The organism is Teichococcus coralli (genome assembly GCF_009829925.1).
GTDB lineage: Bacteria > Pseudomonadota > Alphaproteobacteria > Acetobacterales > Acetobacteraceae > Pseudoroseomonas > Pseudoroseomonas coralli.
In genome coordinates this window covers 51,777-77,084 of record NZ_SNVJ01000016.1, presented here as the reverse complement: position 1 = coordinate 77,084, position 25,308 = coordinate 51,777, and the positions used below count along the sequence as shown (strand labels likewise).

Genomic DNA, 25,308 nt, shown 5'->3' with positions numbered 1-25,308 from the left:
CGCCGGGAAAGGCGCCGCACAGGAGGAGAGGTTCATGACGCCCTGGACGAGGCGCGCCACCCTGGCCGCCATGGCTGCCCTGCCGCTCGGCCACGCCCGCGCGAGCACCCCCGGCAGCACGGGAAGCTGGCCCAGCGAGCCCATCCGCATCGTCGTGCCCTTCGCGCCCGGCGGCTCGACCGACGCCGCGGCCCGGCTGATCGCCCCCGGCCTGCAGCAACGGCTCGGCGTGCCCATCATCGTCGAGAACCGCAGCGGCGCGGCAGGCAGCCTCGGCACCGACGTGGTCGCCAAGGCGAAGCCGGACGGCTACACGTGGCTGCTCACCTTCGACTCGCACGCGCTGATGCCCATCCTGGTGCCGAGCCTGCCCTTCGACCTGGAGAAGGACCTGGTTCCCGTCACGCAGATCGCCCGCGCGCCCTATGTCACCGCCTGCCAGCCGGCCAAGCCCTACCAGAGCATGGAGGAGGTCTTCGCCGCCGCGCGCAAGGGCGCCGTGTCCTTCGGCTCGACAGGGAACGGCACGATCGGCCACCTCGTCATGCTGATGATGGCGCGGCGCAAGGGCGTCGAGATGACGCATGTGCCCTACCGCAGCGGCGGGCTGGCGGTGAACGACGCCGTGGCGGGCCATGTGGACTTCATGATCGGCAGCGCCGCGCTGCTGGCGCCGCAGATCTCGGCCGGCACGCTGCGGCCGCTGCTGCAACTCGGCAGCAAGCGGCTGCCGGGCCTTCCCGCGGTGCCGACCGCGATGGAGACGGGCTTCCCCGACCTCACGGCCGAGGCCTGGTGGGGCGCTTTCGCGCCGGCGGGCGTGCCCGCCCCGATCCTCGCCCGCTTCCAGGCCGCCCTGATCGAGGCCTATCGCGAGCCGCGCATCGCCAGGCAGTTCACCGAGGTGAACCAGGCCGAGCTGGTGCTGGACGACGCGCCTGCCTTGGCGAAGTTCGTGCAGAGCCAGGTCCGCGTCTGGGGCGAGGTGGCGCGCGCCAACAACGTCCGGCCGGACTGATCCGATTCCGGCCTCGCACCCCGCCCCGCCCACCAGGAGGAAACGGAAAGCTCCATGAGTCAGGCCGACGAGTTCCACAACCTCGATGACGCGGCCGGAGGCATCTTCCGCGAGCTTGCCCCCGGCCTGACCACGCGCATCTTCGCCGGCGAGCAGGCGATGCTCTCCATCGTCACCATCGCGCCCAACGCCGCCGGCGAGATGCACCACCATCCCGAGGAGCAATGGGGCGTCCTGCTGGAAGGAAGCGCCGTGCGGATCCAGGGCGGCGAGGAGATCCCCGTGCGGAAGGGCGATTTCTGGCGCACGCCGGGCGGGGTTCCCCATACCATGCGCGCCGGGCCGGAGGGGGCGCGGGTGCTCGACATCTTCAGCCCGCCGCGGGCGGAGTACCGCGTCGCGGGAAAGGGCTTCGGCACCACCTGATGGGATGGCACGGCCAGACGGCGACGCCCCGGCCGTGCCGTTCCCCTCGGGGAAAGCAGGCAAGGCGGGTTGCGTTTTTTGTTATGTTATATCATAGCGCATTCGGTGTTCCCGCTTCGCGAATCTCCCACCTTTCCGGCCTCCGACACTCCCACCCCTCGGCTACCATCAGGCGCGCCCGCGGGAGGATGGCCGGTGCGCTTGACCCCTCTGATCCCGACCCTCCATAACAGCGCCACGACGGTTCCCCTCGGGGATCAAAAGGGAACGCGGTGCAAGGCCGCGGCTGCCCCCGCAACTGTTAGCGGCGAGTGCCTGCCCGCAACTTGGCCACTGGTGCCCCGGCACCGGGAAGGCCGGGCCGGCGCCGTGACCCGCGAGCCAGGAGACCTGCCGTCGATCGTGGTCATGCGCGAACAGGCCGGGCGGGGTGTCCTGGCCGGGGCAGGAAGGCCGCGCGGCGTCCGCGCGGCCGGAGCGCCGCGTTCGTGGTGACGGACCACTGTGCCACGAGGTTCCGCATGGCAAGCCTCTCCCGCCGCCGCCTTCTGGCGGCTTCCGCCGCCTCCCTGCTGGCCGCCCCCGCCCTGGTCACCCCCGCTCTGGTCACCCCCGCTTTGGTCACTCCCGCCCTGGCCGGGCCGCTTTCCCTCAACGGCCTGGATGGCAGCACCGTCCGTGTGCGCCTGCCGGCGCGGCGCATCCTGCTCGGCTTCTATTTCGAGGAGTTCCTCGCCGTGGGCGGCGCCGAGGCGCTGGGCCGCGTCGTCGGCCTCTCCCGCGCCGCCTGGAAGGACTGGCGCCCAGCCAACTGGGCGGAATACGTCAAGGTTCTGCCGGGGCTGGAGGCCATCCCCGAGGTGGGCGAGGTCGAGGTCGGCACCTTCTCCGTGGAGAAGGCCATCGCCTTGAAGCCGGATGTCGCCATCCTCGGCGACTGGCAGGTGAAGGGGCTGGGCACGGCGGCGGAGCGCCTCGCCGCCGCCGGCATTCCCGTCGTGGTGATCGACTACCATGCGGAGCAGCCGGCGCGGCACGCCGCCAGCACCCGCCTGCTGGGCCAGGTTCTGGGCGAGGAGGCCCGCGCCGCGCGCCTGGCCGGGGAGTACGAGGCCGCCATCACCGCGCTGCGGGACAGCATCTCCGCCGCCCGCCTGCCCCGCCCGCGCATCTATGTCGAACTGGGCAGCAAGGGGCCGGGCGAGCAAGGCCCGAGCTACGGCGACTACATGTGGGGCGCCCTCGCCGCTCTGGCGGGCGGGAGCAATATCGGCCGTGGCGTGATCGCCACCTGGGGACCAATGGCCGCCGAGACGGTTCTGGCCAGCCGGCCGGAGGTGATCGCCATCGCCGGCTCGGAATGGCGGCGGCATCCGACGGCGCAGCTGATGGGCCAGGGCGTGGCGGCCGAGGAGGCGCGCGCCCGGCTGCGCGGCTTTCTCGCGCGGCCCGGATGGAACGCGTTGCCGGCGGTGCGGGAGGGGCGGGTGCATGCGGTGTACCAGGGCGCCTCGCGCACCCTGGCCGACTTCGCTTCCCTCCAGTACCTCGCCAAGGCGCTCTACCCCGAGCTGTTCGCCGGGCTCGACCCGCAGGCGGAGTACCTGGCCTGGCATGCGCGCTGGCTGCCGATCCGGCCGCAGGGCAGCTTCATGCTGGGGCTGGCCTGAATGAGCCCCGCCATCGCCGCCGCCGTGGCGGCGCACCGCAGGCGCGAGCGGCGGCGGCTGGCGGTGCTCGTGGCCACGGCCGCGACGCTGATTGTCTCGCTGCTGCTGGACCTTGCCACCGGCCCGGCCCTCCTGCCGATGCGCGCGGTGGTGCCGGCGCTGCTCGGCCAGCCGGGCGCCGACGAGACCGTCTCGGTCATCCTCTGGTCGCTGCGGCTGCCGATGGCGCTGATGGCGCTGGTGGTGGGCGTGGCGCTGGGGGTCAGCGGCGCCACCATGCAGACCCTGCTCGATAACCCCCTCGCCAGCCCCTACACGCTGGGGCTGGCGGCGGCGGCGGGGTTCGGCGCCTCGGTGGCCATCCAGCATGGCGGCTGGGGCCTGCCGCCGGTGCTCGCGGTGCCGGGGGCGGCCTTCCTGGCCACCAGCCTCGCCTGCGCCGTGATCCTTGGCGTGGGGCGGCTGCGCGGCATGGCGGCCAACACCGTCGTGCTGGCCGGCATCGCCCTGCTCTTCCTGTTCCACGCGCTGCAGTCGCTGATGCAGTTCCGCGCCGCGCCGGAGGTCGGCCAGCAGATCGTCTTCTGGCTGCTCGGCAGCCTGGCCAAGGCGGACTGGCTCAACCTGGCGATCACCGCCGCCGTCACCGCCGCCGCGCTGCCGCTGCTGCTGCGGCAGTGCTGGGCACTCACCGCGCTGCGCCTGGGCGAGGCCCGCGCCCGCGCCCTCGGCCTGCCGGTCGGCGGGCTGCGCCTTGGCGTGGTGGCGCTGATCTCGCTGATGACCGCGACGGCCATCAGCTTCGTCGGCACCATCGGCTTCGTCGGCCTGGTGGCGCCGCACCTGGCGCGGCTCTGCATCGGCGAGGACCAGCGTTTCCTGCTGCCGCTGTCCGGGCTGATGGGCGCGCTGATGCTTTCCTCCGCCTCCGTGCTGTCGAAGGTGATCATTCCCGGCGCGCTGGTGCCGGTGGGCGTGGTGACGGCGGTGATCGGCGTGCCCTTCTTCTTCTGGCTGATCCTGGCCCGCAGGTTGCCGGGATGACGCTGCGGGCGGAGGCGCTCACCCTGAGCCATGGCGGGCGCCCGATCAGCGAGGCGCTTTCGCTGGACTTCGCGCGCGGCACGCTCACCGCGCTGGTCGGGCCGAACGGCGCCGGCAAGACCACCCTGCTGCGCGCGCTGCATGGCGAGCATCCGCCTTCCGCCGGCCGCATCAGCCTGGACGGCGAGGCGCTCGGCCCCGCCAACCGGCGCCGCTGGCCGGCCCGCATCGGCTACATGCCGCAGGACAGCCGCGCCGCCGCGGGCCTGACGGTGCTGGAGACGGTGCTGCTCGGCCGCGCCGGCACCCTCGCCTTGCGACTGCCCGACGCCGCCCTGCGCGAGGCGGCGGCGCTGCTGGCCGAGTTCGACCTGCTCGACCTCGCCGGGCGCGGGCTGGACACGCTGAGCGGCGGGCAGCGGCAGTTGGTGTTCTTCGCGCAGGCGCTCGCCCGCCGCCCAGAGGTGCTGCTGCTCGACGAGCCGGTCAGCGCGCTCGACCTGCGCCACCAGCAGGCGCTGATGCGCACCCTCCGCCGGCTGACGCGGGCGCGCAACCTGATCAGCGTGGTGGTGCTGCACGACCTGAACCTCGCCGCCCGCCACGCCGACCGCGTGGCGGTGCTGGCCGAGGGCGCGCTGCGGGCGCTGGGGCCGCCGGCCGAGGCGCTCTCGGCGCCGCTGCTCTCGGCCATCTACGGCGTCGGCGTGCGCGTGCTGCGGGACCCGGAGGGCGGCCTCCTGGTGCAGGCGCTGGTGTGAGGCTCCAGCCTGCCCATCGGCTCCCTTCCCGGCCTGCCTTCCGGCATGGCGTGCGGGCCTGCCCGCCAGCCGCGCGGCTCAATAGGATTTCGGCAAACCGAGCACCTTCTCGGCGATGAAGCAGAGGATGAGCTGCGGACTGACCGGCGCGATGCGCGGGATCATCACTTCCCGCAGGTAGCGCTCCACCTGGTATTCACGCGCGTAGCCGAAGCCGCCATGCGTCATCACCGCCTGCTGGCAGGCCTTGAAGCCGGCCTCGGCGGCCAGGTACTTGGCGGCATTGGCGGCGGCGCCGCAGGGCAGGCCCTGATCGTAGCTCCAGGCGGCCTTCATCACCATGAGCTGCGCCGCCTCCAGTTCCATCCAGTTCTCGGCGAGCGGATGCTGGATCGCCTGGTTCTGCCCGATCGGCCGGCCGAAGACCACGCGCTCCTTGGCATAGCCGGTGGCGCGCCGCAGCGCCGCGTAGCCCAGGCCCAGCGCCTCGGCGGCGATCAGGATGCGCTCCGGGTTCAGCCCGTGCAGGATGTAGTCGAAGCCCCTGCCCTCCTCGCCGATGCGGTCCTCCACCGGCACTTCCAGGCTGTCGATGAAGAGCTGGTTCGAGTCCACGGCCTTGCGGCCCATCTTCTCGATCTCGCGCACCTCGACGCGGCTGCGGTCGAGCGTGGTGTAGAACAGGCTGAGCCCCTCGGTGCGCCGACGGACTTCCTCCACCGGCGTGGTGCGCGCCAGGATCAGGATCTTCTCCGCCACCTGCGCGGTGGAGATCCAGACCTTCTGCCCATTGACGAGGTAGCGGTCGCCCCGCCGCTCGGCGCGGGTGCGGAGCTGGGTGGTGTCGAGGCCGGTGTTCGGCTCGGTCACCGCGAAGCAGGCACGCTCGGCACCTGCGATCAGCGGCGGCAGCATGCGCCGCTTCTGCGCCTCCGTGCCGAAGACGACAACCGGGTTGAGGCCGAAGATGTTCATGTGCACGGCCGAGGCGCCCGTCATGCCGGCGCCGGACTCGGAAATGGCCTGCATCATGATCGCCGCCTCGGTGATGCCGAGCCCGGCGCCGCCGTATTCCTCGGGCATGCAGATGCCGAGCCAGCCGTCCCGCGCCAGCGCTCCGTGCAGCTCGGCCGGGAAGCGGCCGTCGCGGTCGCGCTCGGTCCAGTAGGCGTCGTCGAAGCCGGCGCAGATGCGCTCCACCGCGCTGCGCACGGCGTCCTGCTCGGCGGTGTGGCGGAAGTCCATTCGCGGCATTCCCCTCTGGCGGGCCGCATCGCGCCGCCGGGCGGATGCCTGCTGCTTGCTGGCGGCGTGGCCTCCGCGCCGATTGAACCGTCCTCCTGCCCATGCGACAATTGAATTCTTCCGCCGCCATTCATAAGGCGGCTTTATGAGCCGGCGCCACGGCCAGCCTTTTCCCCGCCGAGACCTGGAGCCTCATGACGCCCGTCACGCTGCGGCAGATGCGCGCCTTTCTCGCCATCGTCCGGCTCGGCAGCTTCACGGCCGCCGCGCGGCAGCTGCACCTCACCCAGCCCGCGCTCACCGTGCAGTTGCGCCAGCTCGAGCAGACGCTCGGCGTGCGCCTGCTGGACCGCACCACCCGCACCGCCACCCCCACCCGGACCGGCGCCGAATTCGCCCGCGCCCTGGCGCCGCTGCTGGCCGAGATGGACGCGGTGCTGGAGCGGGTGCAGGACCACGCCGCCCTGCGCACGGGACGGATCGACCTGGCCACCCTGCCCTCCCTCGCCTCCACCGTGCTGCCCGAGGTGATCGCGCGGCTGCGCGCCGCCAGCCCCGGGCTGCGGGTGCGCATGCGCGAGGCGGTCACCGGGCCGGTGGGCGAGATGGTGCGCGCCGGGCTGGTGGATTTCGGCATTGGCGGCAGCGTGGCGGAGGACGGCGAGCTGGTGGTGCAGCACCTTTTCGACGACCCGCTGCTGCTGATCTTCCCGCGCGGGCATGGCTTCGCGGCGCGGCGCGCCGTCGCGCTGCCGGAGCTGTGCGACGTGCCGCTGCTGCTGCCGGAGGCGAACAGCGGCATCCGCCACGCGGTGGATCAGGCCTTCGCCGCTCTCGGCCGGGCGGTGGAGCCGGCGCAGGAGGCGGTGAGCACCGGCACGCTGGTGGGCATGGTGCGGGCCGGGCTCGGCCTGGGGGTGCTGCCTTCCACCGCCGTGGAGATGCAGGTGAGCCCCGACCTGCGGGCGCTGCCGATCGGCGATCCGCCGCTGACGCGCCCGATCGCGCTGGTGCGCCGCGCGGGCCGCTCCCTTTCCCCGGCGGCGGAAGCCTTTCTGGCCATGCTGCGGGAATGCCTGGCGCTGCGCGCCGACCTGCGGAGCCTTGCGGGGCCGTGCCACCCCGTGCGCGGCGGCGATCCATAAGGAAGCACTATCAGCCACGCGGCCTGCCCTTGGCGACCACGCCTGCGGCCTGCTCGGTGCCGGGCTCGCCTGGCGGAACAGGGCGAGACAGAGCGAAGTGGATGCGGATGCCGGCACCGCTCGACAGTCCCGTCGCACCGCTCAACCGACGTGGCGGCGCTGCTGCGGGACCCGCATCTGCGCGCCACCGGCTTCTGGCGGGCGGTTGCGCTGCCTGGGGGCGGCGCGCAGCCCGGCGCCGGTTGGCCGCTGACCGGGACAGGCGGCCGCGCTGCCGCGCTGCCGCGCTAGGCGATGGTGATCTCCGTGGTGCTCTTCACCTCCTCCATCACCGTGTAGGTGTGGGTCTGCCGGATGCCCGGCAAGGCAACGAGGGTTGCGCCGAGAAAGGCGCGGTAGGCCGCCATGTCGCGCACGCGCACCTTGATCAGGTAATCGAAGCCGCCGGCGACCATGTGGCACTCCATGATCTCCGGCGTGCGGCGGACCGCCGCGGCGAAATCCTCGAAGACGCGGGTGCTGGTCCGGTCCAGCGTGACCTCGACGAAGATCAGCAGCGCCCGGTCCAGCCTGGCCGGGTTCAGGCGGACCGTGTAGCCCTCGATGACGCCCTCCTTCTGCAGCCGCCGCACCCGTTCATGGGTGGCGGGCGGACTCAGATGCGCCTGCCGCGACAGCTCCACATTCGTCATGCGGCCGTCCTTCTGCAGCAGGCGCAGCAGGCGCTTGTCGGTGTCGTCCATGCGTGCCGAAGGTCCGTCAAGAATTTCCGTGAAGCGGAAGATGAAATTCGGCGTGGGGCACCAACTATCGAATCAAATTCGCCCGGCCTCCCGCTACACCGTCGATTGAACCGGAGAGCAAGCAGAAACGCAATGCCGTCCGCCGAAGCCCTGGCCGCGCCGCAGGCGGCGCCCGCGCCCTTCAGCCGCCTCACGCCCCTGCCGCCGCGGGACCCGCTGCGGCGGGCCATCACCCGCCATGCCCGCGCCACCGAGGCCGAATGCGTCGCCCGCCTGCTGCCCGCGGCCACCTTGCCGCCCGCCGCCGCCGCGCAGGCCGCGGAAACCGCGCGCCAGCTTGTGGAGGCGCTGCGCCGCAAGGGCGCGCGCGGCGGCGTGGAGGGGCTGATGCAGGAGTTCGCACTCTCCAGCCAGGAGGGTGTGGCGCTGATGTGCCTGGCCGAGGCGCTGCTGCGCATCCCCGACACCGCCACGCGCGACGCGCTGATCCGCGACAAGGTGGGGGATGGCGACTGGCGCGCGCATCTCGGCCATTCGCCCTCGCTTTTCGTCAATGCCGCGGCCTGGGGGCTGCTGGTGACCGGCCGGCTGGTCTCCACCAGCAGCGAGCAGGGGCTTTCGGAGGCGCTGCGCCGCCTCGTCGCCCGCTGCGGCGAGCCGGTGATCCGCCGGGGCGTCGATCTCGCCATGCGCATGATGGGCGAGCAGTTCGTCACCGGCCAGACCATCGGGGAGGCGCTGGCGCGCAGCCGCAGGATGGAAGCCCGGGGCTTCCGCTACTCCTACGACATGCTGGGCGAGGCCGCGCTCACCGCCGCCGACGCGGCGCGCTACCACACGGAGTACGAGCGGGCGATCCACGCCATCGGCGCCGCCGCGGCGGGGCGCGGCATCCATGCCGGGCCGGGCATCTCGATCAAGCTCTCCGCCCTGCACCCACGCTATGCGCGCGCGCAGCAGGAGCGGGTCATGGCGGAGCTGCTGCCGCGCCTCGCCGGCCTCGCCGCGCTGGCCAAACGCTACAACATCGGCCTGAACGTCGATGCCGAGGAGGCCGACCGCCTGGAGTTCTCGCTCGACCTGCTGGAGGCGCTCTGCGCCGACCCGGCGCTCGCCGGCTGGAACGGGCTGGGCTTCGTGGTGCAGGCCTACCAGAAGCGCGCACCCTTCGTGCTGGACTTCGTCATCGATCTCGCGCGGCGCAGCGGCCACCGGCTGATGGTGCGGCTGGTCAAGGGCGCCTACTGGGACAGCGAGATCAAGCGCGCGCAGATCGACGGATTGCCGGACTATCCGGTCTTCACCCGCAAGCCGCACACCGACGTCTCCTACCTGGCCTGCGCCCGCAAGCTGCTCGACGTGCGGGAGGCCGTGTTCCCGCAATTCGCCACGCACAACGCGCAGACGCTGGCCGCCGTGCATGCCATGGCCGGGCCGGACTTCACGCCCGGGGACTACGAGTTCCAGTGCCTGCACGGCATGGGCGAGCCGCTCTACGAGGAGGTGGTCGGCCCGGACCGGCTGAACCGCCCCTGCCGCATCTACGCGCCCGTCGGCACGCATGAGACGCTGCTCGCCTATCTCGTGCGGCGGCTGCTGGAGAACGGCGCCAACTCCTCCTTCGTGAACCGCATCCAGGACCCGGCGGTGCCGGTCGATGCGCTGGTGGCCGACCCGGCGGCGCAGGTGGCGGCCATGGCGCCGGCGGGGGAAAAGCTCGGCGCGCCGCATCCGCGCATCGCCTTGCCCCGCGACCTTTACGGGCCGGTGCGCGCCAATTCGGCGGGCCTGGACCTCAGCAGCGAGGCGGTGCTGGCACCGCTGGACGCCGCCCTGCGGGCGAGCGCGGCGCAGCCCTGGAAGGCGATACCGCTGGTGGGCGGCACCGAAGGGACGGGCGAGGCGCGGGCGGTGCGCAATCCCGCCGAGCGGCGCGACCTCGTCGGCCATGTGGTGGAGGCGGGCGGGGCGGAGGTGGAACGCGGCCTCGCCGCCGCCGAGGCCGCCACGCCGCGCTGGCGCGACACGCCGCCGGCCGAGCGGGCCGCCTGCCTGCTGCGCGCCGCCGACCTGCTGGAAGGGCGGATGCCGGCGCTGCTCGGGCTGGTGGTGCGGGAGGCCGGCAAGTCGCTGGCCAATGCGGTCTCGGAGGTGCGGGAGGCGGTGGACTTCCTGCGCTACTACGGCGCGCAGGTGCGGGACGGCTTCGCCAACGCGACGCATCGTCCGCTCGGCCCGGTGCTCTGCATCAGCCCCTGGAACTTTCCGCTGGCGATCTTCACCGGGCAGGTGGCGGCGGCGCTGGCGGCGGGCAATCCGGTGCTGGCCAAGCCGGCGGAGGAAACGCCGCTGATCGCCGCGCAGGCCGTGGCCATCCTGCACGAGGCCGGTGTGCCGCGCGATGCGCTGCAGTTCCTGCCCGGCGACGGCAGGGTCGGCGCCCTGCTGGTGGCGGATGCGCGGGTGCGCGGCGTCATGTTCACCGGCTCCACCGCGGTGGCGCGGCTGATCCAGGCCGAGCTGGCGAAGCGCCTCAACCCGGACGGCACGCCAGTGCCGCTGGTTGCCGAGACCGGCGGGCAGAACGCGCTGGTGGTGGACTCCTCGGCGCTCGCCGAGCAGGTGGTGGGCGATGCGCTGCTCTCGGCCTTCGACAGCGCCGGGCAGCGCTGCTCGGCGCTGCGCCTGCTCTGCGTGCAGGACGACGTGGCGGACCGCACGCTCGCCATGCTGCTGGCGGCGATGGCCGAGCTTTCGGTGGGCAACCCGGACCGGCTGGCCACCGATGTCGGCCCCGTCATCACGGAGGAGGCGCGGGACGGCATCCTGGCGCATGTCGAGGCCATGCGGCGCGCCGGGCGACGCGTCCATCAGGCACCACTGGCGGAGGAATGCCGCCATGGCAGCTTCGTGCCGCCGACGGTGATCGAGATCGAGAGCATCGTCGAACTGAAGCGCGAAGTCTTCGGCCCCGTGCTGCATGTGCTGCGCTTCCGGCGCGAAGGGCTGGACGCGCTGGTGGATGCGGTGAACGCCACCGGCTACGGCCTCACCTTCGGCGTGCACTCGCGCATCGACGAGCGGATCGCGCAGATGACCGCGCGGGTGCAGGCCGGAAACGTGTATGTGAACCGCAACTTGGTTGGCGCGGTGGTGGGCGTGCAGCCCTTCGGCGGGCACGGCCTTTCCGGCACGGGGCCAAAGGCGGGCGGGCCGCTCTACCTGCGGCGGCTGCTGGCCGCCCATCCGCCGGCGAGCGGCCTGCCGGGGCGGGCGCCGCAGCCCGCGCGCGCCTGGGCGGCCTGGCTTGAGGCGCAGGGCGAGGCCACCCTGGCCGCGGAGGCGCGCAGCCTGCTCGGCGTGACGCCCTTCGGCGTGGCGATCGAGCTGGCCGGCCCGGTGGGCGAGCGCAACCTCTACGCCACCGAGGCGCGTGGCGCCGTGCTCTGCCTGGGCGCCACGCGGCAGGAGGTGCTGCGTGGCGTCGGTGCCGCGCTCGTCACCGGCAACCGTGCGGTGGTCGCGGCGGGCTGCCTCGGCGATCTCGCGGCGCTTCCGGCGGACCTGCGGCCGTGGCTGCGCGAAGGCGCCGAGGCCGGGGTGCAGGCGGTGCTGTGCGCGGACGGGCGGGAGATGCTGCTGGCCCAGGCCCGGCGCCTCGCCGCGGCGGAAGGGCCGATCGTGGCGCTGCACGCCCCGCGCCCGGAGGGCGGCTTCCCGCTCGACATGCTCGTGCAGGAGCGCGCCACCAGCATCAACACCGCCGCGGCAGGCGGCAACGCCAACCTGATGATGATCGGCTGAGGAAAGCCAGGGGCGCCGCCCCTCCCCCTGGAGCCGCGCCCGGAGGGAGCGCGGTGGGGAGCGCGGTGGGGAGCGCGGTGGGGAGCGCGGTGGGGAGCGCGGTGGGGAGCGCGGTGGCTATGGGATGGGCGGAACTTCTACTGGGCGAAGCGGCAGTTCCAGCGCCGAGGCGCTTTCGCCACCGCGCAGCACGGTCAGGCGTGGCGGGCGGCCATGCGGAACCTGCACCGCATGGTCGCTGTCCCCGCCGGCGAGGGAAAGACGGATGCGGCTGCCCTTGCGGAACACCCAGGAGGTCGGCAGCAGCGGGATACGGATGCGCTCCGCCTTTCCCGGAACCAGCGGCGCCGCGTCCTCGCGCCGGAAGCTGCGAAAGGGCCAGGTGGTGCGATAGGCCTCGGGGGCCGGGCTCTCCCTGCGGTGCAAGGCGCGCAGCAGCCCTTCCGTGACGTAGCGCACCGTGCCGTCCGCCTCCACCTCGGAGAGATAGACGAGGAGCGCGGCATCCGGCTCGCTGGCGGCGAGCCAGAGGTCGGCCAGGCCGTGGCCGGTCATTTCCATGTCCCGATCGAGCGGCGCGCTGGTCCAGCCGGCGAGCTTCGCCTCCCGCTCCGCCCAGTCGGCGTAGTAGGTGGTGCTGTTGATGCCGGCGATGCGCTCGTAGCGCGTTCCCTCTCCGCTGCCCCAGGCGAAGTCCGCCTGGGTGCTGTCCTCGCCGGCGGCGCCCGCCTCGGAGCACAGCGCGCCTTCCGCCGCGAGGTGCAGGCGCTGCACCGTTTCGATCGGCGGCCACGAGGGGGCGGCGCGCCATTCCTCGGCGTGCAGGCTGAAGTAGTGCACGGGCGCCTCGGCCTCCAGCCCGGTCGGCCGGCGCATCAGGTAGTGGTCGAAGAAGCGCAGCAGCGCGCCCGGCAGGGCGAACTGCGGGTCCCGTGACTCCCGCCAGGGCGAGACGTTGCAGCGCGCCCCATGGTCCCAGGGGCCAAGGATCAGGTGCACGGGGTTGTCGCGCAGCGTCAGGAAGCGGCTGATGGCGCCGTTGGCGTAGCCCGCGCCGTCCATCCAGCCGGAGACGGCCAGCACCGCCACATCCGGGCGAATGCCCCCGCGCACGGAATAGGGGCTGAAGGAGGCGGAGCTGAAGGACGGGTCGTAGGGCAGCGGCTCCTCGCGGAAGCGGAACTCGCCCATGAAGTCCGGCTGGCGGAAGTTGCCGAGATGCTCGCGCAACGCCGCGGCCAGCAGGGTGCCGTCCGGGTCCTCGTCCACCGGGTGCGGGCCGGCGAGGTCCGGGTTGGCGTAATAGACGTAGTTGCGCAGCAGGTCGCGCCGGTCGTGGTCCATGGCGACCATCAGCGCGTCGTAGCTCGCCGCGAGCTGCTTCAGCAGGATGCCGCCAGGATAATAGTTGTCGGCATAGGTGTCCCAGACGGCGAAGAGCGGCGCGATGGCCTTCACCGCCGGATGCCCGGTGCTGGCCAGGAAATCCGAGGCGGCGCCGGGATAGGAGATGCCGGTGGCGCCGAGCTGCCCGTCGGACCACGGTTGCGCAACCACCCAGTCGGCGATCTCGCGGCTGTCCTCGCGCTCCCGCGGCGAGCGGAAGCTGTCGCGCGTGCCGAAGCTGGCGCCGGTGCCGCGCACATCCGCCACCACCACCGCATAGCCGCGCGGCACGAGGGTGCGGACGAACTTGCCGGCATTCGGGATGGCATCGCCGCTGCCGCCCTCGCGCAGGCGGAAGCGGCGGTAGTAGGGCGTCAGGATCAGAATGGCCGGCAACGGCTCCGTCGCGCCTTCGGGCCGCCAGACATCGATGGCGATGCGGCAGCCGTCGCGCATCGTGAGATAGCGCGATACGGGCGCCTCGGGCAGGCTGAAGGGAACCGCGCGCGCCTCGGCATAGGCAGCGGGAGAGAGCCGCCAGGCGGCTCCGGTCTGGTCACGGTCGGACATTGCAGAACCTTCTGGCCTGGGCGGAGCCGGATGTCACCGGTGCCTTCTCGATGCCGGGGGTGCGCGATGGCGTCAATTGGCTTGTCCGGCGCGGACCATGCGCGTCGCCCGGCAGCTCCGGCGGTGCCGGTGCGGGATGGACGCCTCGAAGGCGCCGCCTGCCGGGGGCGCGGTGCCACCTGGTGGTGCCGGGTGAGGGGATCGAACCCCCGACCTTCGGTTTACAAAACCGCTGCACTACCGCTGTGCTAACCCGGCAAGTGCCTGGAAGGCCGAGGCTTCGCCTGCGCCGAGCCATCCGGGAAGGCGCCATGCCCGCGGCAGCCGTCCGACCGGCCCCGGCCATGGCGTTCCCCCTTCTCCACGGTTTGAGACCGGATTTCAAGCGGTGCGTGAGCGGCGGCCGCATGCCCGCCCGGGCGGAGGGACACAGGCGGGGCAGGGTTCCGCCACGCCCTCAGGCGCTGCGCCGGAGGTTCCAGAACAGCGGGTTGGCGCTTCGGAGGAAGCCGGTGAGATCGGAGCGGAAGGCCGTCGGCTGGGACCATTGGCCGAGGGGGATGTATGGCACGTCCTCGAAGGCCACGGCCTGCATCTCGGCCGCGATGCGCCTCTGCGTCGCGAGGTCGTCGGCCCTGAACCAGGCTTCCCGCAGGCTATCCAGCCTCGGGGCCGTGGGCCAGCCGAACCAGGCACGGTCGCCATTGCCCTTGAGCTGGACGCTGGCGGGGTCCGCGGCGCCCAGCCCGGCCTGGCGGGTGTTGAAGACGTTCCATCCCCCTTCGGCGACCGGCTTCTTCACCGCGCGCCGGGTCAGCACCGAGCCCCAGTCCATGGCCACCAGCTCGGTCTTCAGCCCGATCTTCCGGAAGGTGGAGGAGGTCACCTCGGCCATGGCGTGCATCTGCGGCTGGTCGCCCGGGTCCAAGATGAGGATGGTCTCGCCGCCATAGCCGCTCTCCCGCACCAGGCGGCGCGCCAGCTCCAGGTCGCGCGGGCCGGTGAGCGTGTCCATGCCCGCGTCGCTCGCCATGGGGGAGCCGGCGGTGAAGTAGCCGACGGGGATGGAGGCGTAGTCCACCTGCTCGCCCAGCACGGCCGCCACGTAATCCCGCTGGTCGATGGCCGGCAGCAAGGCACGCCGCAGCTTCGGGTTGTCGAAGGGGGGCAGGAGGTGGTTGAGGGCGATGATGCCGATCAACCCGAACGGATCGAGCTGCTGCACAGTGACGCCGCGGCTGCGCTTCAGCGCGGGGACCAGGTCGAAGAGCGGCTGGTCCACCCAGTCCACCTCGCCCGATTGCAGGGCCGAGGCGGCGGTGCCGGGGTCGGGCTGGATCGACCACTCCACCTGGTCGAAATGCACGACCTTGCCGCCGGCCAGGTAGTCCGGCGGCTCGTCGCGCGGGACATAACGGTCGAAGCGCTCGTAGAGCGAGCGCACGCCGGAGACCCATTCGTCCTGGCGGAAGCGGAAGGGGCCGCTGCCGACGAACTCCTTGATGGCTTCGCTGGAGGGCACGCGGGCCATGCGCTCCGGCATGATGTAGCAGCCCTGCGAGCCGAGGGCGTAGAGCATCCGCGGGAAAGGCGACTTGAGCCGGATCGCGAAGCGGCGGTCGTCCAGGGCCTTCATCTCCTCCGTCGCCGCGGTGAGGAGCTGGCCGAAGCTGTTGCGCTGCGCCCAGCGCGCGATGGAGGCGACGGCGTCGGCCGCGCGCACCTTCTCGCCGTCGTGGAAGAGCAGGCCGTCGCGCAGGGTGAAGGTCCAGGTCAGCTTGTCGGCGGAGAGCTCGTGGCCGGCGCACATCTGCGGATGCGGGGCAAGGCCGATATCCACGCCGTAGAGCGTGTCCCACACCATCAACGCGTGGGTCTGGACGACGATGGCGGTGGTCCAGATCGGGTCGGGCGAGGAATAGGCGGCCATCGGGACGAAACGCAGACGGCTCGCGCCGCCCTGAGCCCGCCCGAGCGACGGCAGGCCGAGGCCCGTGGCGAAGGCGGTTCCGATCAATCCTCGGCGTGACGGCATGGCAGCCTCCGGTCAGGAAAAGAGCGCCTTCGGTCCTGGCATGAAGCGTGCCAGCGCAGCCCGGCCGCCGCGAGATCCGCCGCCAGGGCTGGCCAAGGCCCCGCTTCATCCGGGGTCGGCGAATGCGAGTCGCGAGGCGCTCGTGCCGCGCAGCCTCGCCGGAGTCAGGCGTGCAACGCGGCCCGATGCAAGGGAGCTCAACCTCTGGAGCGGCCCCGTCGCGGAGGCCACCATCCCGGCATCCGGCCGCACGGGAAGATTCGGTAGCGTAACCCAGGCCGATCGGTCACGCTGCGCCTCGCAGACGCACCTGGCCGCGGTATGGTCAGGCCAAAAGCACGACCCGCGCGCCTTGCCAGGGCGCCGCGAAGCCGAACCAGGGAGACGTTCTCGATGCCCACCCGCCGACAGGCCCTTGCCCTTCCTTTCGCCGCCGGCCTCGTGCCTGCGGCCGCGCGCGCGCAGGCCGCGCCGGCCTGGCGGCCCGACCGGCCCATCCGGCTGATCGTCCCCTTTGCTCCCGGCGGATCGAACGACATCGTCGGGCGGATCATCGCGGACGCGGCGAGCCAGAAATTCGGGCAGCCGATCGTCGTCGAGAACCGCGCCGGGGCCGGCAGCATGATCGGCGCCGAGGCGGTCGCGCGCGCCGCCCCGGACGGCTACACGCTGCTGATCAACAGCTCTCATTCGGCGGTGCCGGCGATTGTTGCGCGCATGCCCTACGACACGGTCAAGGACTTCGTGGGCGTCGCGGTGGCCGGTTTCTCGCCGCATGTGCTGGTCGTCAACCCGCAGGTGCCGGCGAAGAGCGTGGCGGAGCTGGTGGCGCTGCTGAAGGCCAATCCGGGCCGGTACAACCTGGCCACGGCCGGCATCGGCAGCAGCGTGCATCTCGGCGGCGAGCTGTTCCGCACCGGCACCCAGGCGCAGGTCGAGGTGGTGCACTACCGCGGTGGCGGCCCAAGCGTTGCCGCCCTGGCGCAGGGCGAGGCGCAGCTGGGCACGCCGACCATGGCCTCCTCGCTCGGCCAGGTGCGTGGCGGCGGGCTGCGCGCCCTGGCGGTGCTCGCGGAGCAGCGCAGCCCGGCGCTGCCGGACGTGCCGAGCGCGCCGGAGGCGGGCCTGCCCAACCTGATCCATGAGGAGTTCTTCCCCATCCTCGCCCCGGCCCGCACGCCAGCGCCCGTGCTGGCCGCGCTGGGCACCGGCTTCCGGGCCGCGATCCAGCAAAGCGCGCCGAAGCTCATCGAACTGGCCGGGGTCGCGCCGCGGCCGGGCTTCGAGACCTCCGACGAGGTGATGGCCCTGGTGCGCGACGGCGTCGAGCGCTACGGCTCGGTGATGCGCGCGGCGGGCGTGCAGCCGGAATAGAGGCGTCGCGGGTGCAGGGGAGCGTGTCCCCTGCCTGAGGGTGAGGGGGCGGAGCCCCCTCACCCTCAGGCGGCGGCCAGTTTCGCGCGGCTCCTCAGCAGCAGCGTCGCCACGATCAGCAGGTTCGCGGCGTTCCAGGCGACGCCGTTCAGGAAGGCGGCGGCGTAGCTGCCTGTGGCGTCGAAGATGACGCCGGAAAGCCATCCCCCCAGCGCCATGCCGACCAGCGTCGCCATCAGCACGATGCCCACCCGCGTGCCCACCTCGGAGGCCGGAAAGCTTTCCCGCACGATCACCGCATAGGAGGGAACGATGCCGCCCTGGAACAGGCCGAACAGGGCCGAAAGGGTGAAAAGCGAGCCGAGGCCGTCGAAGAACAGGAACAGCGACAGCGCCACGCCCTGCAGCACCGAGCCCAGCATCAGCGTGCGGAGCCCGCCGATCCGGTCGGCGATGAAGCCGGAGGCGACCCGCGAGACAATGCCGCAGGCAAGCATGAGGGACAGCATCTCCGCGCCCCGCGCCACGCCGTAGCCGAGGTCGCCGCAATAGGCGACGATATGCACCTGCGGCATCGCCATGGCGACGCAGCACGCCACTCCGGCGCAGGAAAGCATCGCCGTCAGCCCGTTGCGCGAGAGGCCGAGCGGCCGTGCCTGCCCCCGCTCGCCGGCGAGGCCGCCGCCCTTCAGTTCCGGCGCCCGCGCGCGCAGCATCAGCGCCAGCGGCGACATCGCCACCAGGCAGATGCCGCCGACGGCCAGGTGCGCCACGCGCCAGCCATAGGCCCCGATCAGCCAGGTCAGCAGTGGTGGCCAGACCACGCCCGCCAGGTAGTTGCCGGAGGCCGCGAGCGCGACCGCGATGCCGCGCCGCCGGCGGAACCAGAGGGAGGCATCGGCCATCAGCGGCGCCAGGGTGGCCGAGGCCCCGACGCCGATCATCGCCCCTTGCGCCAGGGTGTAGAAGGTCAGGCTTGGCGCCAGGCCGGCCAGCGCATAGCCGCCCGCCAGCACCACCGCCGCGCCGAGCAGCGGCTTCATCGCCCCGAAGCGGTCGGCGAGCCGCCCCATCAGGATGCCGCCCGCGCCGAAGCCGAGCATGGTGAGCGTATAGGGCAGCGAGGCCGCGCCGCGCGTCGCGCCGAACTCCGCCTGCACCGAGGGCAGCGCCACGACGACGGACCACATCCCCGCGCCGCCCAGCGTGGTGAGCGCGACAATGGCGGCAAGGCGCACCCAGGCCGTCCGGGAATCCAGCAGCTGCTCGCCGGTCATGCCTCGGGCCCGAAGCGCACGAAGTCGCTCAGCGGCGCGCGCTCGGTCGCCAGGCGGTTGGCGGGCTCGCCCGGGTCCGCGCGGCCGAGCGCCATGCCGCAGACCACCGCCTCCTCGGCCGGGATGCCGAGATGGGCGCGCAGCACGTCGTGGTGGTCGCAGAACGCCGCCTGCGGGCAGGTGTCCAGCCCGAAGCCGCGGGCCGCGAGCATGACGGATTGCAGGAACATGCCGTAGTCCAGCCAGGAGCCCTGCTCGAGGTCGCGGTCGATGGTGAAGACCAGCCCGACCGGCGCGCCGAAGAAGTCGAAGTTGCGCGCCCGTTGCGCATGGCCGGCGGCATGGTCGCCCTTGGCGACGCCGGCCAGCGCATAGAGATCCCACCCCACCTTGCGGCGCCGCGACAGGTAGGGCTCCCGCCAGTGGCGGGGATAGTACTGGTAGTCGCGCGGCGTCACGGTGCCGGCGTCATGCGCGGCATGCAGCGCGGCGGAAAGGCGCGCCTTCTCGTCCCCCTCGGTGACGCGCACCTTCCAGGGCTGCACGTTGGAGCCGGACGGGGCGCGCGCGGCGATCTCCAGGATCGACACGATGGCGGCGCGCGGGACGGGATCGGGCAGAAAACCGCGCACGCTGCGGCGCGTGGCCATCGCCTCAAACACATCCATGCGCCGCATTCCCCCTCGGAAGACAGGTGCCTGTTCACCGGCACGCCGCCGCAGTCTGGCGCAAGGAGGCGGCGGCCGCCAGGGCGGGGGGTTCACCGGTCCGGCCGGCAGGCACCGGCGCGGCGGCGGGGTCCTGGCTCGCGAAAGCCGCCTCACGGCGCATTTCAACGCGCGCCGCGGGCGGTGCGGGCATGCCTGGCGGCGCCGGGCGTGGCATAAGCGCGCCAGAACCGCCCTCCCCTCGCCTCAGGTAGCCATGATCCGCCTCGACAACATCAGCAAGCAGAACGGCCAGCAGCTTCTCTTCATCGAAGCCTCGGCAGCACTCCAGAAGGGCGAGAAGATCGGCCTCGTCGGCCCGAACGGCGCGGGCAAGACCACGCTGTTCCGCATGATCACCGGGCGGGAGCAACCGGACGAAGGGCTGGTGCTGGTCGAGCGCGGCGTCAGCATCGGCTTCTTCAGCCAGGACGTGGGCGAGATGTCGGGCCGCAGCGCCGTCGCCGAGGTGATGGACGGCGCCGGCGACGTCAGCGCCGTGGCCGCCGAGCTGCAGGCGCTGGAGGCCGCCATGGCGGACCCGGCGCGGACGGACGCGCTGGAGGAAAACATCCAGCGCTTCGGCGAGGTCCAGGCCCGCTTCGAGAGCCTTGGCGGCTATGCGCTGGAAGGCCAGGCGCGCGAGGTGCTCGCCGGCCTCAGCTTCAGCCAGGCCATGATGGACGGCGATGTCGGCGCGCTTTCCGGCGGCTGGAAGATGCGCGTGGCGCTCGCCCGCATCCTGCTCATGCGCCCGGACGTGATGCTGCTGGACGAGCCGAGCAACCACCTCGACCTGGAGAGCCTGATCTGGCTGGAGCAGTTCCTGGGCCAGTATGACGGCGCGCTGCTGATGACCGCGCACGACCGCGAGTTCATGAACCGCATCGTCAACAAGGTGATCGAGATCGATGGCGGCACGCTGACCTCCTACTCCGGCGACTACGCCTTCTACGAGCAGCAGCGCGCGATGAACGAACGGCAGCAGCAGGCGCAGTTCGAGCGGCAGCAGGCGATGCTGGCCAAGGAGATCAAGTTCATCGAGCGCTTCAAGGCGCGCGCCTCGCACGCCGCGCAGGTGCAGAGCCGCGTCAAGAAGCTGGAGAAGATCGACCGCGTGGAGCCGCCGAAGCGCCGGCAGACCGTCGCCTTCGAGTTCCTGCCGGCGCCGCGTTCCGGGGAGGACGTGGTGAACCTGCGCAAGGTGCGCAAGCGCTATGGCGACCGGGTGATCTATGACGGGCTGGACTTCCTGGTGCGCCGCAAGGAGCGCTGCTGCGTGCTCGGCACCAACGGCGCGGGCAAGTCCACGCTGCTGAGGCTCGTGGCCGGCACGGCCGAGCCGGACGAGGGGACGGTCGCGCTCGGCGGCAGCGTGAGGATGGGCTACTTCGCCCAGCACGCCATGGAGCTGCTGGATGGCGAGCGCACGGTCTTCCAGACCTTGGAGGATGCCTTCCCCAAGGCGGCGCAAGGCTCGCTCCGCGCCCTGGCCGGATGCTTCGGCTTCTCCGGCGACGAGGTCGAGAAGAAGTGCGGCGTGCTGTCGGGCGGCGAGAAGGCGCGGCTGGTCATGGCGCGGATGCTGTACGACCCGCCGAACTTCCTGGTGCTGGACGAGCCGACCAACCACCTGGACATGGCGACCAAGGAAATGCTGATCGCCGCCCTGGCGCAGTACGAGGGCACCATGCTCTTCGTCTCGCACGACCGGCACTTCCTGGCCGCGCTGTCCAACCGCGTGCTGGAGCTGACGCCCGAGGGCATCCACCAGTATGGCGGCGGCTACACCGAGTACGTGGCGCGCACGGGGCAGGAGGCGCCGGGGCTGCGCGGCTGACCCGGGCGGCCGGCTGGGACGGCCGGCTGGGGCGGCTCAGCGCCCCGGCATGCCGTCGGCCGGCGGCGTCATGATGCCCTCGGCCTGCAGCCGGCCGACCATGGCGTGCAGATGCGCCAGCACGGCGCGCAGGGCCGGCGTCATGGCGCGCGCGGGGCTGACCGCCACCATCAGCCGCGCCCGCAGCGGCGGCGCGCCGAGGCCGCGCAGGATGTAGCGCCGGTCCGCCTTCTCCCGCGTCAGGGCGGCGCGCGGCAGCACGCTCCAGCCGATGCCGCGCTCCACCAGCGCGCGAATGGCGGAAAGGCTGTCCACCTCCAGCAGAAGCGACGGGTCGGGCTGCGCCCCGGCCCTTTGCAGCGCCCGGCGCAGCCCGTGTTGCCGGTCCGGCAGCACGAGGTCGAGCCGTGCCAGCGCCGGCACCGGCACCGGCACCTCCCCCCGCAGGTCGCGGGCGCGGCGCCGCCGGGCGAAGAGCAGCAGGTCCTCCTCGGCCAGCACCTCCGCCGCGATCGCCCGGCTGCGCTGGCTGTCATAGAGGATGGCGATGTCGAGCCGGCCCTCCGTCAGCCACTGGTTGATGAAGCCGCTGAAGCCATCGACCAGGCGGATCTGCAGCTGCGGATGCCGCCGGCGCAGCTCGCCGAAGATCGACTCCGCCAGGTGCACGGACATGAAGGTCGGCACGCCGAGCACCACCTGGCCGCGCGGCACCGGGTCGTCGAGCGCCGCCGGCAGGTTGGCCAGCCCCGCCAGCAGCGGCCGCGCGGCATCGGCCAGGCGCTGCCCGTCCTCGGTCAGCCGGGCGCCGCGGCCGTGGCGGTAGAGCAGCGGCCGGCCCACCTCCTGCTCCAGCAGCGCGACCTGCCGCGACAGGCTGGGCTGGGCGAGGCCGAGTGCCGCCGCCGCCCGGCCGAAGCCGCCATGATCGGCGATCGCCAGCAGGGAGCGCAGCCGCGTCTGGTCCATAGCCCTGGGCTATAGCTGATACTGCGAGCCGGCGCATGTGCTGGCGCGCTATCCATGCCGCATGGGAAACGCCAAGACCGCCGCCGAGGTGCTCCTCGACACGCTGGCCGCGCGGGGGGCCGACCGCGCCTTCTGCGTGCCGGGGGAATCCTACATCGCGCTGCTCGACGCGCTGCACGCGCACCCCTCCATCGACCTCGTGACCTGCCGGCAGGAAGGCGGCGCGGGCTTCATGGCGGTGGCCGACGCCAGGCTCACGGGGCGGCCGGGCATCGTGCTGGTCTCGCGCGGCCCCGGCGCCTGCAACGCCGCCATCGCGCTGCACACCGCCGAGCAGGACGCGGTGCCGCTGATCCTGCTGATCGGCCAGGTGGAGAAGCGCGACCTGCGCCGCCGCGCCTTCCAGGAGATCGACTATGCCGCGATGTTCGGCGGCATCGCCAAATGGGTCGGCGAGGCCACCCATCCGGACGAGGTGCCGGAGCTGATCGCCCGCGCCTGGAGCATGGCGACCCAGGGCGTGCCAGGGCCGGTGGTGCTCGCCCTGCCGGAGGATGTGCTGTCCGCGCCCTGCGCCGCCCCCGCCCTGCCGCCGACGCGCCTCGCCGGCGCCGGGCTGCCGGGGGAGACCGCGGCGGAACTCGCGGGCCTGCTGCGCCGCGCCGAGCGGCCGATCCTGCTGGCCGGGCATGGGCTGGACGTGCCGGGCGGGCGGGAAGCGCTGCGGGCCTTCGCCGAGGCCTGGCAGCTGCCCGTGGCGGTGTCCTTCCGCCGCCAGGACCTCTTTCCGAACGACCATCCGCTCTATGCCGGCGACCTTGGCCTGCGCAACCCGGACGCCCAGCGGGAGGCCTTCGCCGAGGCGGACCTCGTGCTGGCCCTCGGCACGCGGCTGACCGACATCACCACCCAGGGCTATAGCTGGCCCGCGCCCGGGCAGCGGCTGGTGCATGTCTGCGCCGATCCGCGCTTCCTCGGCTGGCTCTTTCCGGCGGAGCCGGCCATCGCCGCCGAGGCCCCTGCCGTGCTGGCGGCGCTGGCGGCCGAGCGCGCCGCCGCCCCGTCCGGCCGCGCCGCCTGGAACGGCCGCCTGCGCCGGCTGCAGGAGGAGGACAGCCGCGCCATGGCCGGCAGCTTCCCGGACGGGCTGCCGTTTCTCCGCGTGGCGCGGCTGGTCGGCGAATGCGCGCCGGCGGACGCCATCCTCACGCTCGACGCCGGAACCTTCGCCGCGCCCTTCTACCGCAAGCTGGCCTGGCGGCCGCCACAGCGCCTGCTGGCGCCGATCTCGGGCGCCATGGGCTTCGGGGTGCCGGCGGCGGTGGCCGCGGCGCTGCGCCACCCGGAGCGCATGGTGATCTGCGCCGTGGGCGACGGCGGGGCGCTGATGACCGGCAACGAGCTGGCGGTCGGCATGGCGCGCCGCCTGCCCATCAAGCTGCTGCTTTCCGACAACGGCAGCTATGCCTCGATCCGCATCCACCAGGAGCGGCAACATCCCGGGCGCGTCTCGGGCACCGACCTGGTCAATCCCGATCTGGGCGCCTGGTGCGCCGCCTTCGGCGCGCCGCTGCTGCGCGTGCAGGCGGAGGCGGACCTGCCGGCCCTGGCCGCGGCCCTGCGGGCGCCGGGGCCGCTCGTCGCCGTGGTCCGCACCTCGCTGCAGGCGGTGCTGCCGCGTGGCGCGGCACCGCCGGTGGACCTGTTGCAGCCGGCGCCGGACTGAGCGGCGCGGCGCCAGCAGCTCAACAGGCGCATAACCAGGCAAGGCGCAGCGAGTCCGCACGCCCGCCGCGCCGGCCGCGGAAAGGATCACGGCCAGGAGGCGGATGGCAGGGAAGGAAAGCGCGGCCGGCGCAGTCCAGGCCACGCCTGGGTCATGGGCCGCAGGAGCGGCGCCGCATCCCTGGGCGCTCCGGCGCGTTTCGCCAGGGCGGCATGTCGGTAATCCACGAAAAGCAGATCAGCGGGAGGAACAGATGGGCAAGGAGCGCGGCCTGGACGGCCCGATGGGCAACCAGCCTCTCCACGCGGAGACGCTGATGCTCGGCTACGGCTACGACCCGCACCTCTCGGAGGGCGCCGTCAAGCCGCCGGTCTTCCTCACCTCCACCTTCGTGTTCCGCTCCGCGGAGGAGGGCAAGGACTACTTCGACGTCGTCTCGGGCCGGCAGCCGGCGCCGCCCGGCGGGGCCGGCCTCGTCTATTCGCGCTTCAACCACCCGAACGCCGAGATCGTCGAGGACCGCCTGGCGGTCTTCGAAGGGGCGGAGGCCTCGCTGGTGTTCGGCGCGGGCATGGCGGCGATCGCGACGGTGATCCTGACCTATGCCCGCCCGGGCGACGCCATCCTGCACTCCCAGCCTCTCTATGGCGGCACCGAAACTTTGCTGATGCGCACCTTCGCGGCCTACGGCATCCAGGCCCAGGGCTTCCCGGACGGCCTCAGCGAGCAGGCGGTTGGCCGCGCGGCGGAGGCGGCGATGGCCCGGGGGCGGGTCAGCGTCATCATGGTCGAGACACCGTCCAACCCCACCAATTCGCTCGTGGATCTGGCCCTGCTCCGCAGGGTGGCCGATCGCATCGGCCAGGCGCAGGGGCACCGCCCCCTCGTTGTCTGCGACAACACGATGCTCGGGCCACTGTTCCAGAAGCCGCTGGCGCTCGGCGCGGACCTTTCCGTCTACAGCCTGACCAAGTACGTGGGCGGGCACAGCGACCTGGTCGGCGGCGCGGTGACGGGCGCCAGGGCGCATGTGCAGCCGGTCCGCCTTCTCAGGAGCGCCATCGGCACGCAGCTTGACCCGCATTCCTGCTGGATGGTGGGCCGCTCGCTGGAGACGCTTTCGCTGCGGATGCGCGAGGCATCCCGCAATGCCGAGGCGGTCGCCGCCTTTCTCGCCGGGCATCCGCGGGTCGCCCGGGTGCATGCGCTCGGCTTCCTGCCGCAGGGAAGCGAGGCCCGCCGCGTCTACGAGGCGCAGTGCACCGGGCCGGGTTCGACCTTCAGCCTGGAGATCAAGGGCGGCCAGGCGGAAGCCTTCCGCATGCTGAACGCGCTCCGGATCTTCAAGCTGGCGGTGAGCCTGGGCGGAACGGAGTCCCTTGCCAGCCATCCGGCTTCGACCACCCATTCCGGCGTGCCGGCGGAAATCCGCGAGCGCCTTGAGGTGACGGACGGCCTGGTCCGGCTTTCCATCGGGATCGAGCACCACGAGGACCTGATCGCCGACCTGGCGCAGGCGCTCGACGCCATCGGGACGTGACGGCGGCGAAAGGACATTCCTTCCCCCC

18 protein-coding genes, 1 tRNA gene and 1 riboswitch are annotated in these 25,308 nt (G+C 72.6%); of the genes, 11 read left to right on the top strand and 8 right to left on the bottom strand.

Annotated elements, in window-relative coordinates; all coding sequences use genetic code 11:
- The first annotated feature begins 34 nt into the window (after positions 1 to 34).
- The 5 genes from E0493_RS16655 (at position 35) to E0493_RS16635 (ending at position 4,919) form a co-directional block, all read left to right on the top strand.
- Positions 35 to 1,018 carry a Bug family tripartite tricarboxylate transporter substrate binding protein gene (locus E0493_RS16655; protein ID WP_160938373.1) on the top strand — a complete coding sequence of 328 codons (984 nt, stop codon included), beginning with the start codon at positions 35 to 37 and terminating at the stop codon, positions 1,016 to 1,018.
- 54 nt (positions 1,019 to 1,072) lie between these two features.
- Positions 1,073 to 1,444 carry a cupin domain-containing protein gene (locus E0493_RS16650; protein ID WP_160938372.1) on the top strand — a complete coding sequence of 124 codons (372 nt, stop codon included), beginning with the start codon at positions 1,073 to 1,075 and terminating at the stop codon, positions 1,442 to 1,444.
- Positions 1,445 to 1,669: 225 nt separating this feature from the next.
- A riboswitch (cobalamin riboswitch) is annotated at positions 1,670 to 1,856 on the top strand.
- Positions 1,857 to 1,965: 109 nt separating this feature from the next.
- On the top strand, positions 1,966 to 3,114 hold the full coding sequence (locus tag E0493_RS16645) for an ABC transporter substrate-binding protein (protein WP_202397170.1): 1,149 nt from the start codon (positions 1,966 to 1,968) through the stop codon (positions 3,112 to 3,114).
- Positions 3,115 to 4,158 carry a FecCD family ABC transporter permease gene (locus tag E0493_RS16640; RefSeq protein WP_160938371.1) on the top strand — a complete coding sequence of 348 codons (1,044 nt, stop codon included), beginning with the start codon at positions 3,115 to 3,117 and terminating at the stop codon, positions 4,156 to 4,158. It abuts the gene before it with no gap.
- Entirely contained in the window at positions 4,155 to 4,919 is a 765-nt protein-coding gene (locus E0493_RS16635; RefSeq protein WP_202397169.1) for an ABC transporter ATP-binding protein, read from the top strand. Before E0493_RS16640 ends, E0493_RS16635 begins: the two co-directional genes overlap by 4 nt.
- A 78-nt stretch (positions 4,920 to 4,997) precedes the next feature.
- Here the strand turns inward: E0493_RS16635 and E0493_RS16630 are convergent, their stop codons facing one another.
- Entirely contained in the window at positions 4,998 to 6,164 is a 1,167-nt protein-coding gene (locus tag E0493_RS16630; protein WP_160938370.1) for an acyl-CoA dehydrogenase family protein, read from the bottom strand.
- A 194-nt stretch (positions 6,165 to 6,358) separates the two neighbouring features.
- On the opposite strand from E0493_RS16630, the gene E0493_RS16625 reads away from it, so the two are divergent.
- Positions 6,359 to 7,309 carry a LysR family transcriptional regulator gene (locus tag E0493_RS16625; RefSeq protein ID WP_160938369.1) on the top strand — a complete coding sequence of 317 codons (951 nt, stop codon included), beginning with the start codon at positions 6,359 to 6,361 and terminating at the stop codon, positions 7,307 to 7,309.
- A gap of 287 nt (positions 7,310 to 7,596) precedes the next feature.
- On the opposite strand, the gene E0493_RS16620 is transcribed toward E0493_RS16625, so the two are convergent.
- Complete coding sequence (locus E0493_RS16620; RefSeq protein ID WP_160938368.1) at positions 7,597 to 8,052, bottom strand: Lrp/AsnC ligand binding domain-containing protein; 456 nt, start codon at positions 8,050 to 8,052, stop codon at positions 7,597 to 7,599.
- A gap of 132 nt (positions 8,053 to 8,184) precedes the next feature.
- On the opposite strand from E0493_RS16620, the gene putA reads away from it, so the two are divergent.
- A complete protein-coding gene (gene putA, locus E0493_RS16615) occupies positions 8,185 to 11,856 on the top strand; it encodes a trifunctional transcriptional regulator/proline dehydrogenase/L-glutamate gamma-semialdehyde dehydrogenase (protein ID WP_160938367.1) in 3,672 nt (1,223 codons plus the stop codon).
- A gap of 117 nt (positions 11,857 to 11,973) precedes the next feature.
- On the opposite strand, the gene E0493_RS16610 is transcribed toward putA, so the two are convergent.
- From E0493_RS16610 to E0493_RS16600, 3 genes are all read right to left on the bottom strand, one after another.
- A complete protein-coding gene (locus E0493_RS16610; protein ID WP_160938366.1) occupies positions 11,974 to 13,812 on the bottom strand; it encodes a CocE/NonD family hydrolase in 1,839 nt (612 codons plus the stop codon).
- A gap of 183 nt (positions 13,813 to 13,995) precedes the next feature.
- Positions 13,996 to 14,070 (bottom strand) — tRNA-Thr (locus tag E0493_RS16605).
- A gap of 199 nt (positions 14,071 to 14,269) precedes the next feature.
- Complete coding sequence (locus E0493_RS16600) at positions 14,270 to 15,847, bottom strand: ABC transporter substrate-binding protein (RefSeq protein ID WP_160938365.1); 1,578 nt, start codon at positions 15,845 to 15,847, stop codon at positions 14,270 to 14,272.
- Between the two features lie 393 nt (positions 15,848 to 16,240).
- Here E0493_RS16600 and E0493_RS16595 point away from each other — a divergent pair, with 393 nt between their 5' ends.
- Positions 16,241 to 17,221 carry a Bug family tripartite tricarboxylate transporter substrate binding protein gene (locus E0493_RS16595; protein WP_160938364.1) on the top strand — a complete coding sequence of 327 codons (981 nt, stop codon included), beginning with the start codon at positions 16,241 to 16,243 and terminating at the stop codon, positions 17,219 to 17,221.
- A 65-nt stretch (positions 17,222 to 17,286) separates the two neighbouring features.
- Here the strand turns inward: E0493_RS16595 and E0493_RS16590 are convergent, their stop codons facing one another.
- Both E0493_RS16590 and E0493_RS16585 read right to left on the bottom strand, forming a co-directional pair.
- Positions 17,287 to 18,498, bottom strand: coding sequence for an MFS transporter (locus E0493_RS16590; protein WP_160938363.1), 1,212 nt, complete (start codon positions 18,496 to 18,498; stop codon positions 17,287 to 17,289).
- Positions 18,495 to 19,166: a nitroreductase gene (locus E0493_RS16585; protein ID WP_235913835.1), complete on the bottom strand. Its 672-nt coding sequence runs from the start codon at positions 19,164 to 19,166 to the stop codon at positions 18,495 to 18,497. Before E0493_RS16585 ends, E0493_RS16590 begins: the two co-directional genes overlap by 4 nt.
- A 256-nt stretch (positions 19,167 to 19,422) precedes the next feature.
- On the opposite strand from E0493_RS16585, the gene E0493_RS16580 reads away from it, so the two are divergent.
- On the top strand, positions 19,423 to 21,045 hold the full coding sequence (locus E0493_RS16580; RefSeq protein WP_160938361.1) for an ABC-F family ATP-binding cassette domain-containing protein: 1,623 nt from the start codon (positions 19,423 to 19,425) through the stop codon (positions 21,043 to 21,045).
- 36 nt (positions 21,046 to 21,081) lie between these two features.
- On the opposite strand, the gene E0493_RS16575 is transcribed toward E0493_RS16580, so the two are convergent.
- Positions 21,082 to 22,014, bottom strand: a complete 933-nt coding sequence (locus E0493_RS16575; protein WP_160938360.1) for a LysR substrate-binding domain-containing protein — start codon at positions 22,012 to 22,014, stop codon at positions 21,082 to 21,084.
- A gap of 61 nt (positions 22,015 to 22,075) precedes the next feature.
- On the opposite strand from E0493_RS16575, the gene E0493_RS16570 reads away from it, so the two are divergent.
- Together E0493_RS16570 and E0493_RS16565 are read left to right on the top strand one after the other, a co-directional pair.
- Complete coding sequence (locus E0493_RS16570) at positions 22,076 to 23,740, top strand: thiamine pyrophosphate-binding protein (protein ID WP_160938359.1); 1,665 nt, start codon at positions 22,076 to 22,078, stop codon at positions 23,738 to 23,740.
- A 253-nt stretch (positions 23,741 to 23,993) separates the two neighbouring features.
- On the top strand, positions 23,994 to 25,280 hold the full coding sequence (locus tag E0493_RS16565; RefSeq protein WP_160938358.1) for a cystathionine gamma-synthase family protein: 1,287 nt from the start codon (positions 23,994 to 23,996) through the stop codon (positions 25,278 to 25,280).
- The last annotated feature ends 28 nt before the right edge of the window (positions 25,281 to 25,308 follow it).

Bases quoted from the DNA above. Each gene is read 5' to 3' on its own strand.
- E0493_RS16655 (WP_160938373.1), top strand. From the start codon at position 35: ATGACGCCCTGGACGAGGCGCGCCACCCTGGCCGCCATGGCTGCCCTG.
- E0493_RS16650 (WP_160938372.1), top strand. From the start codon at position 1,073: ATGAGTCAGGCCGACGAGTTCCACAACCTCGATGACGCGGCCGGAGGC.
- E0493_RS16645 (WP_202397170.1), top strand. From the start codon at position 1,966: ATGGCAAGCCTCTCCCGCCGCCGCCTTCTGGCGGCTTCCGCCGCCTCC.
- E0493_RS16640 (WP_160938371.1), top strand. From the start codon at position 3,115: ATGAGCCCCGCCATCGCCGCCGCCGTGGCGGCGCACCGCAGGCGCGAG.
- E0493_RS16635 (WP_202397169.1), top strand. From the start codon at position 4,155: ATGACGCTGCGGGCGGAGGCGCTCACCCTGAGCCATGGCGGGCGCCCG.
- E0493_RS16630 (WP_160938370.1), bottom strand. From the start codon at position 6,164: ATGGACTTCCGCCACACCGCCGAGCAGGACGCCGTGCGCAGCGCGGTG.
- E0493_RS16625 (WP_160938369.1), top strand. From the start codon at position 6,359: ATGACGCCCGTCACGCTGCGGCAGATGCGCGCCTTTCTCGCCATCGTC.
- E0493_RS16620 (WP_160938368.1), bottom strand. From the start codon at position 8,052: ATGGACGACACCGACAAGCGCCTGCTGCGCCTGCTGCAGAAGGACGGC.
- putA (WP_160938367.1), top strand. From the start codon at position 8,185: ATGCCGTCCGCCGAAGCCCTGGCCGCGCCGCAGGCGGCGCCCGCGCCC.
- E0493_RS16610 (WP_160938366.1), bottom strand. From the start codon at position 13,812: ATGTCCGACCGTGACCAGACCGGAGCCGCCTGGCGGCTCTCTCCCGCT.
- E0493_RS16600 (WP_160938365.1), bottom strand. From the start codon at position 15,847: ATGCCGTCACGCCGAGGATTGATCGGAACCGCCTTCGCCACGGGCCTC.
- E0493_RS16595 (WP_160938364.1), top strand. From the start codon at position 16,241: ATGCCCACCCGCCGACAGGCCCTTGCCCTTCCTTTCGCCGCCGGCCTC.
- E0493_RS16590 (WP_160938363.1), bottom strand. From the start codon at position 18,498: ATGACCGGCGAGCAGCTGCTGGATTCCCGGACGGCCTGGGTGCGCCTT.
- E0493_RS16585 (WP_235913835.1), bottom strand. From the start codon at position 19,166: ATGGATGTGTTTGAGGCGATGGCCACGCGCCGCAGCGTGCGCGGTTTT.
- E0493_RS16580 (WP_160938361.1), top strand. From the start codon at position 19,423: ATGATCCGCCTCGACAACATCAGCAAGCAGAACGGCCAGCAGCTTCTC.
- E0493_RS16575 (WP_160938360.1), bottom strand. From the start codon at position 22,014: ATGGACCAGACGCGGCTGCGCTCCCTGCTGGCGATCGCCGATCATGGC.
- E0493_RS16570 (WP_160938359.1), top strand. From the start codon at position 22,076: ATGGGAAACGCCAAGACCGCCGCCGAGGTGCTCCTCGACACGCTGGCC.
- E0493_RS16565 (WP_160938358.1), top strand. From the start codon at position 23,994: ATGGGCAAGGAGCGCGGCCTGGACGGCCCGATGGGCAACCAGCCTCTC.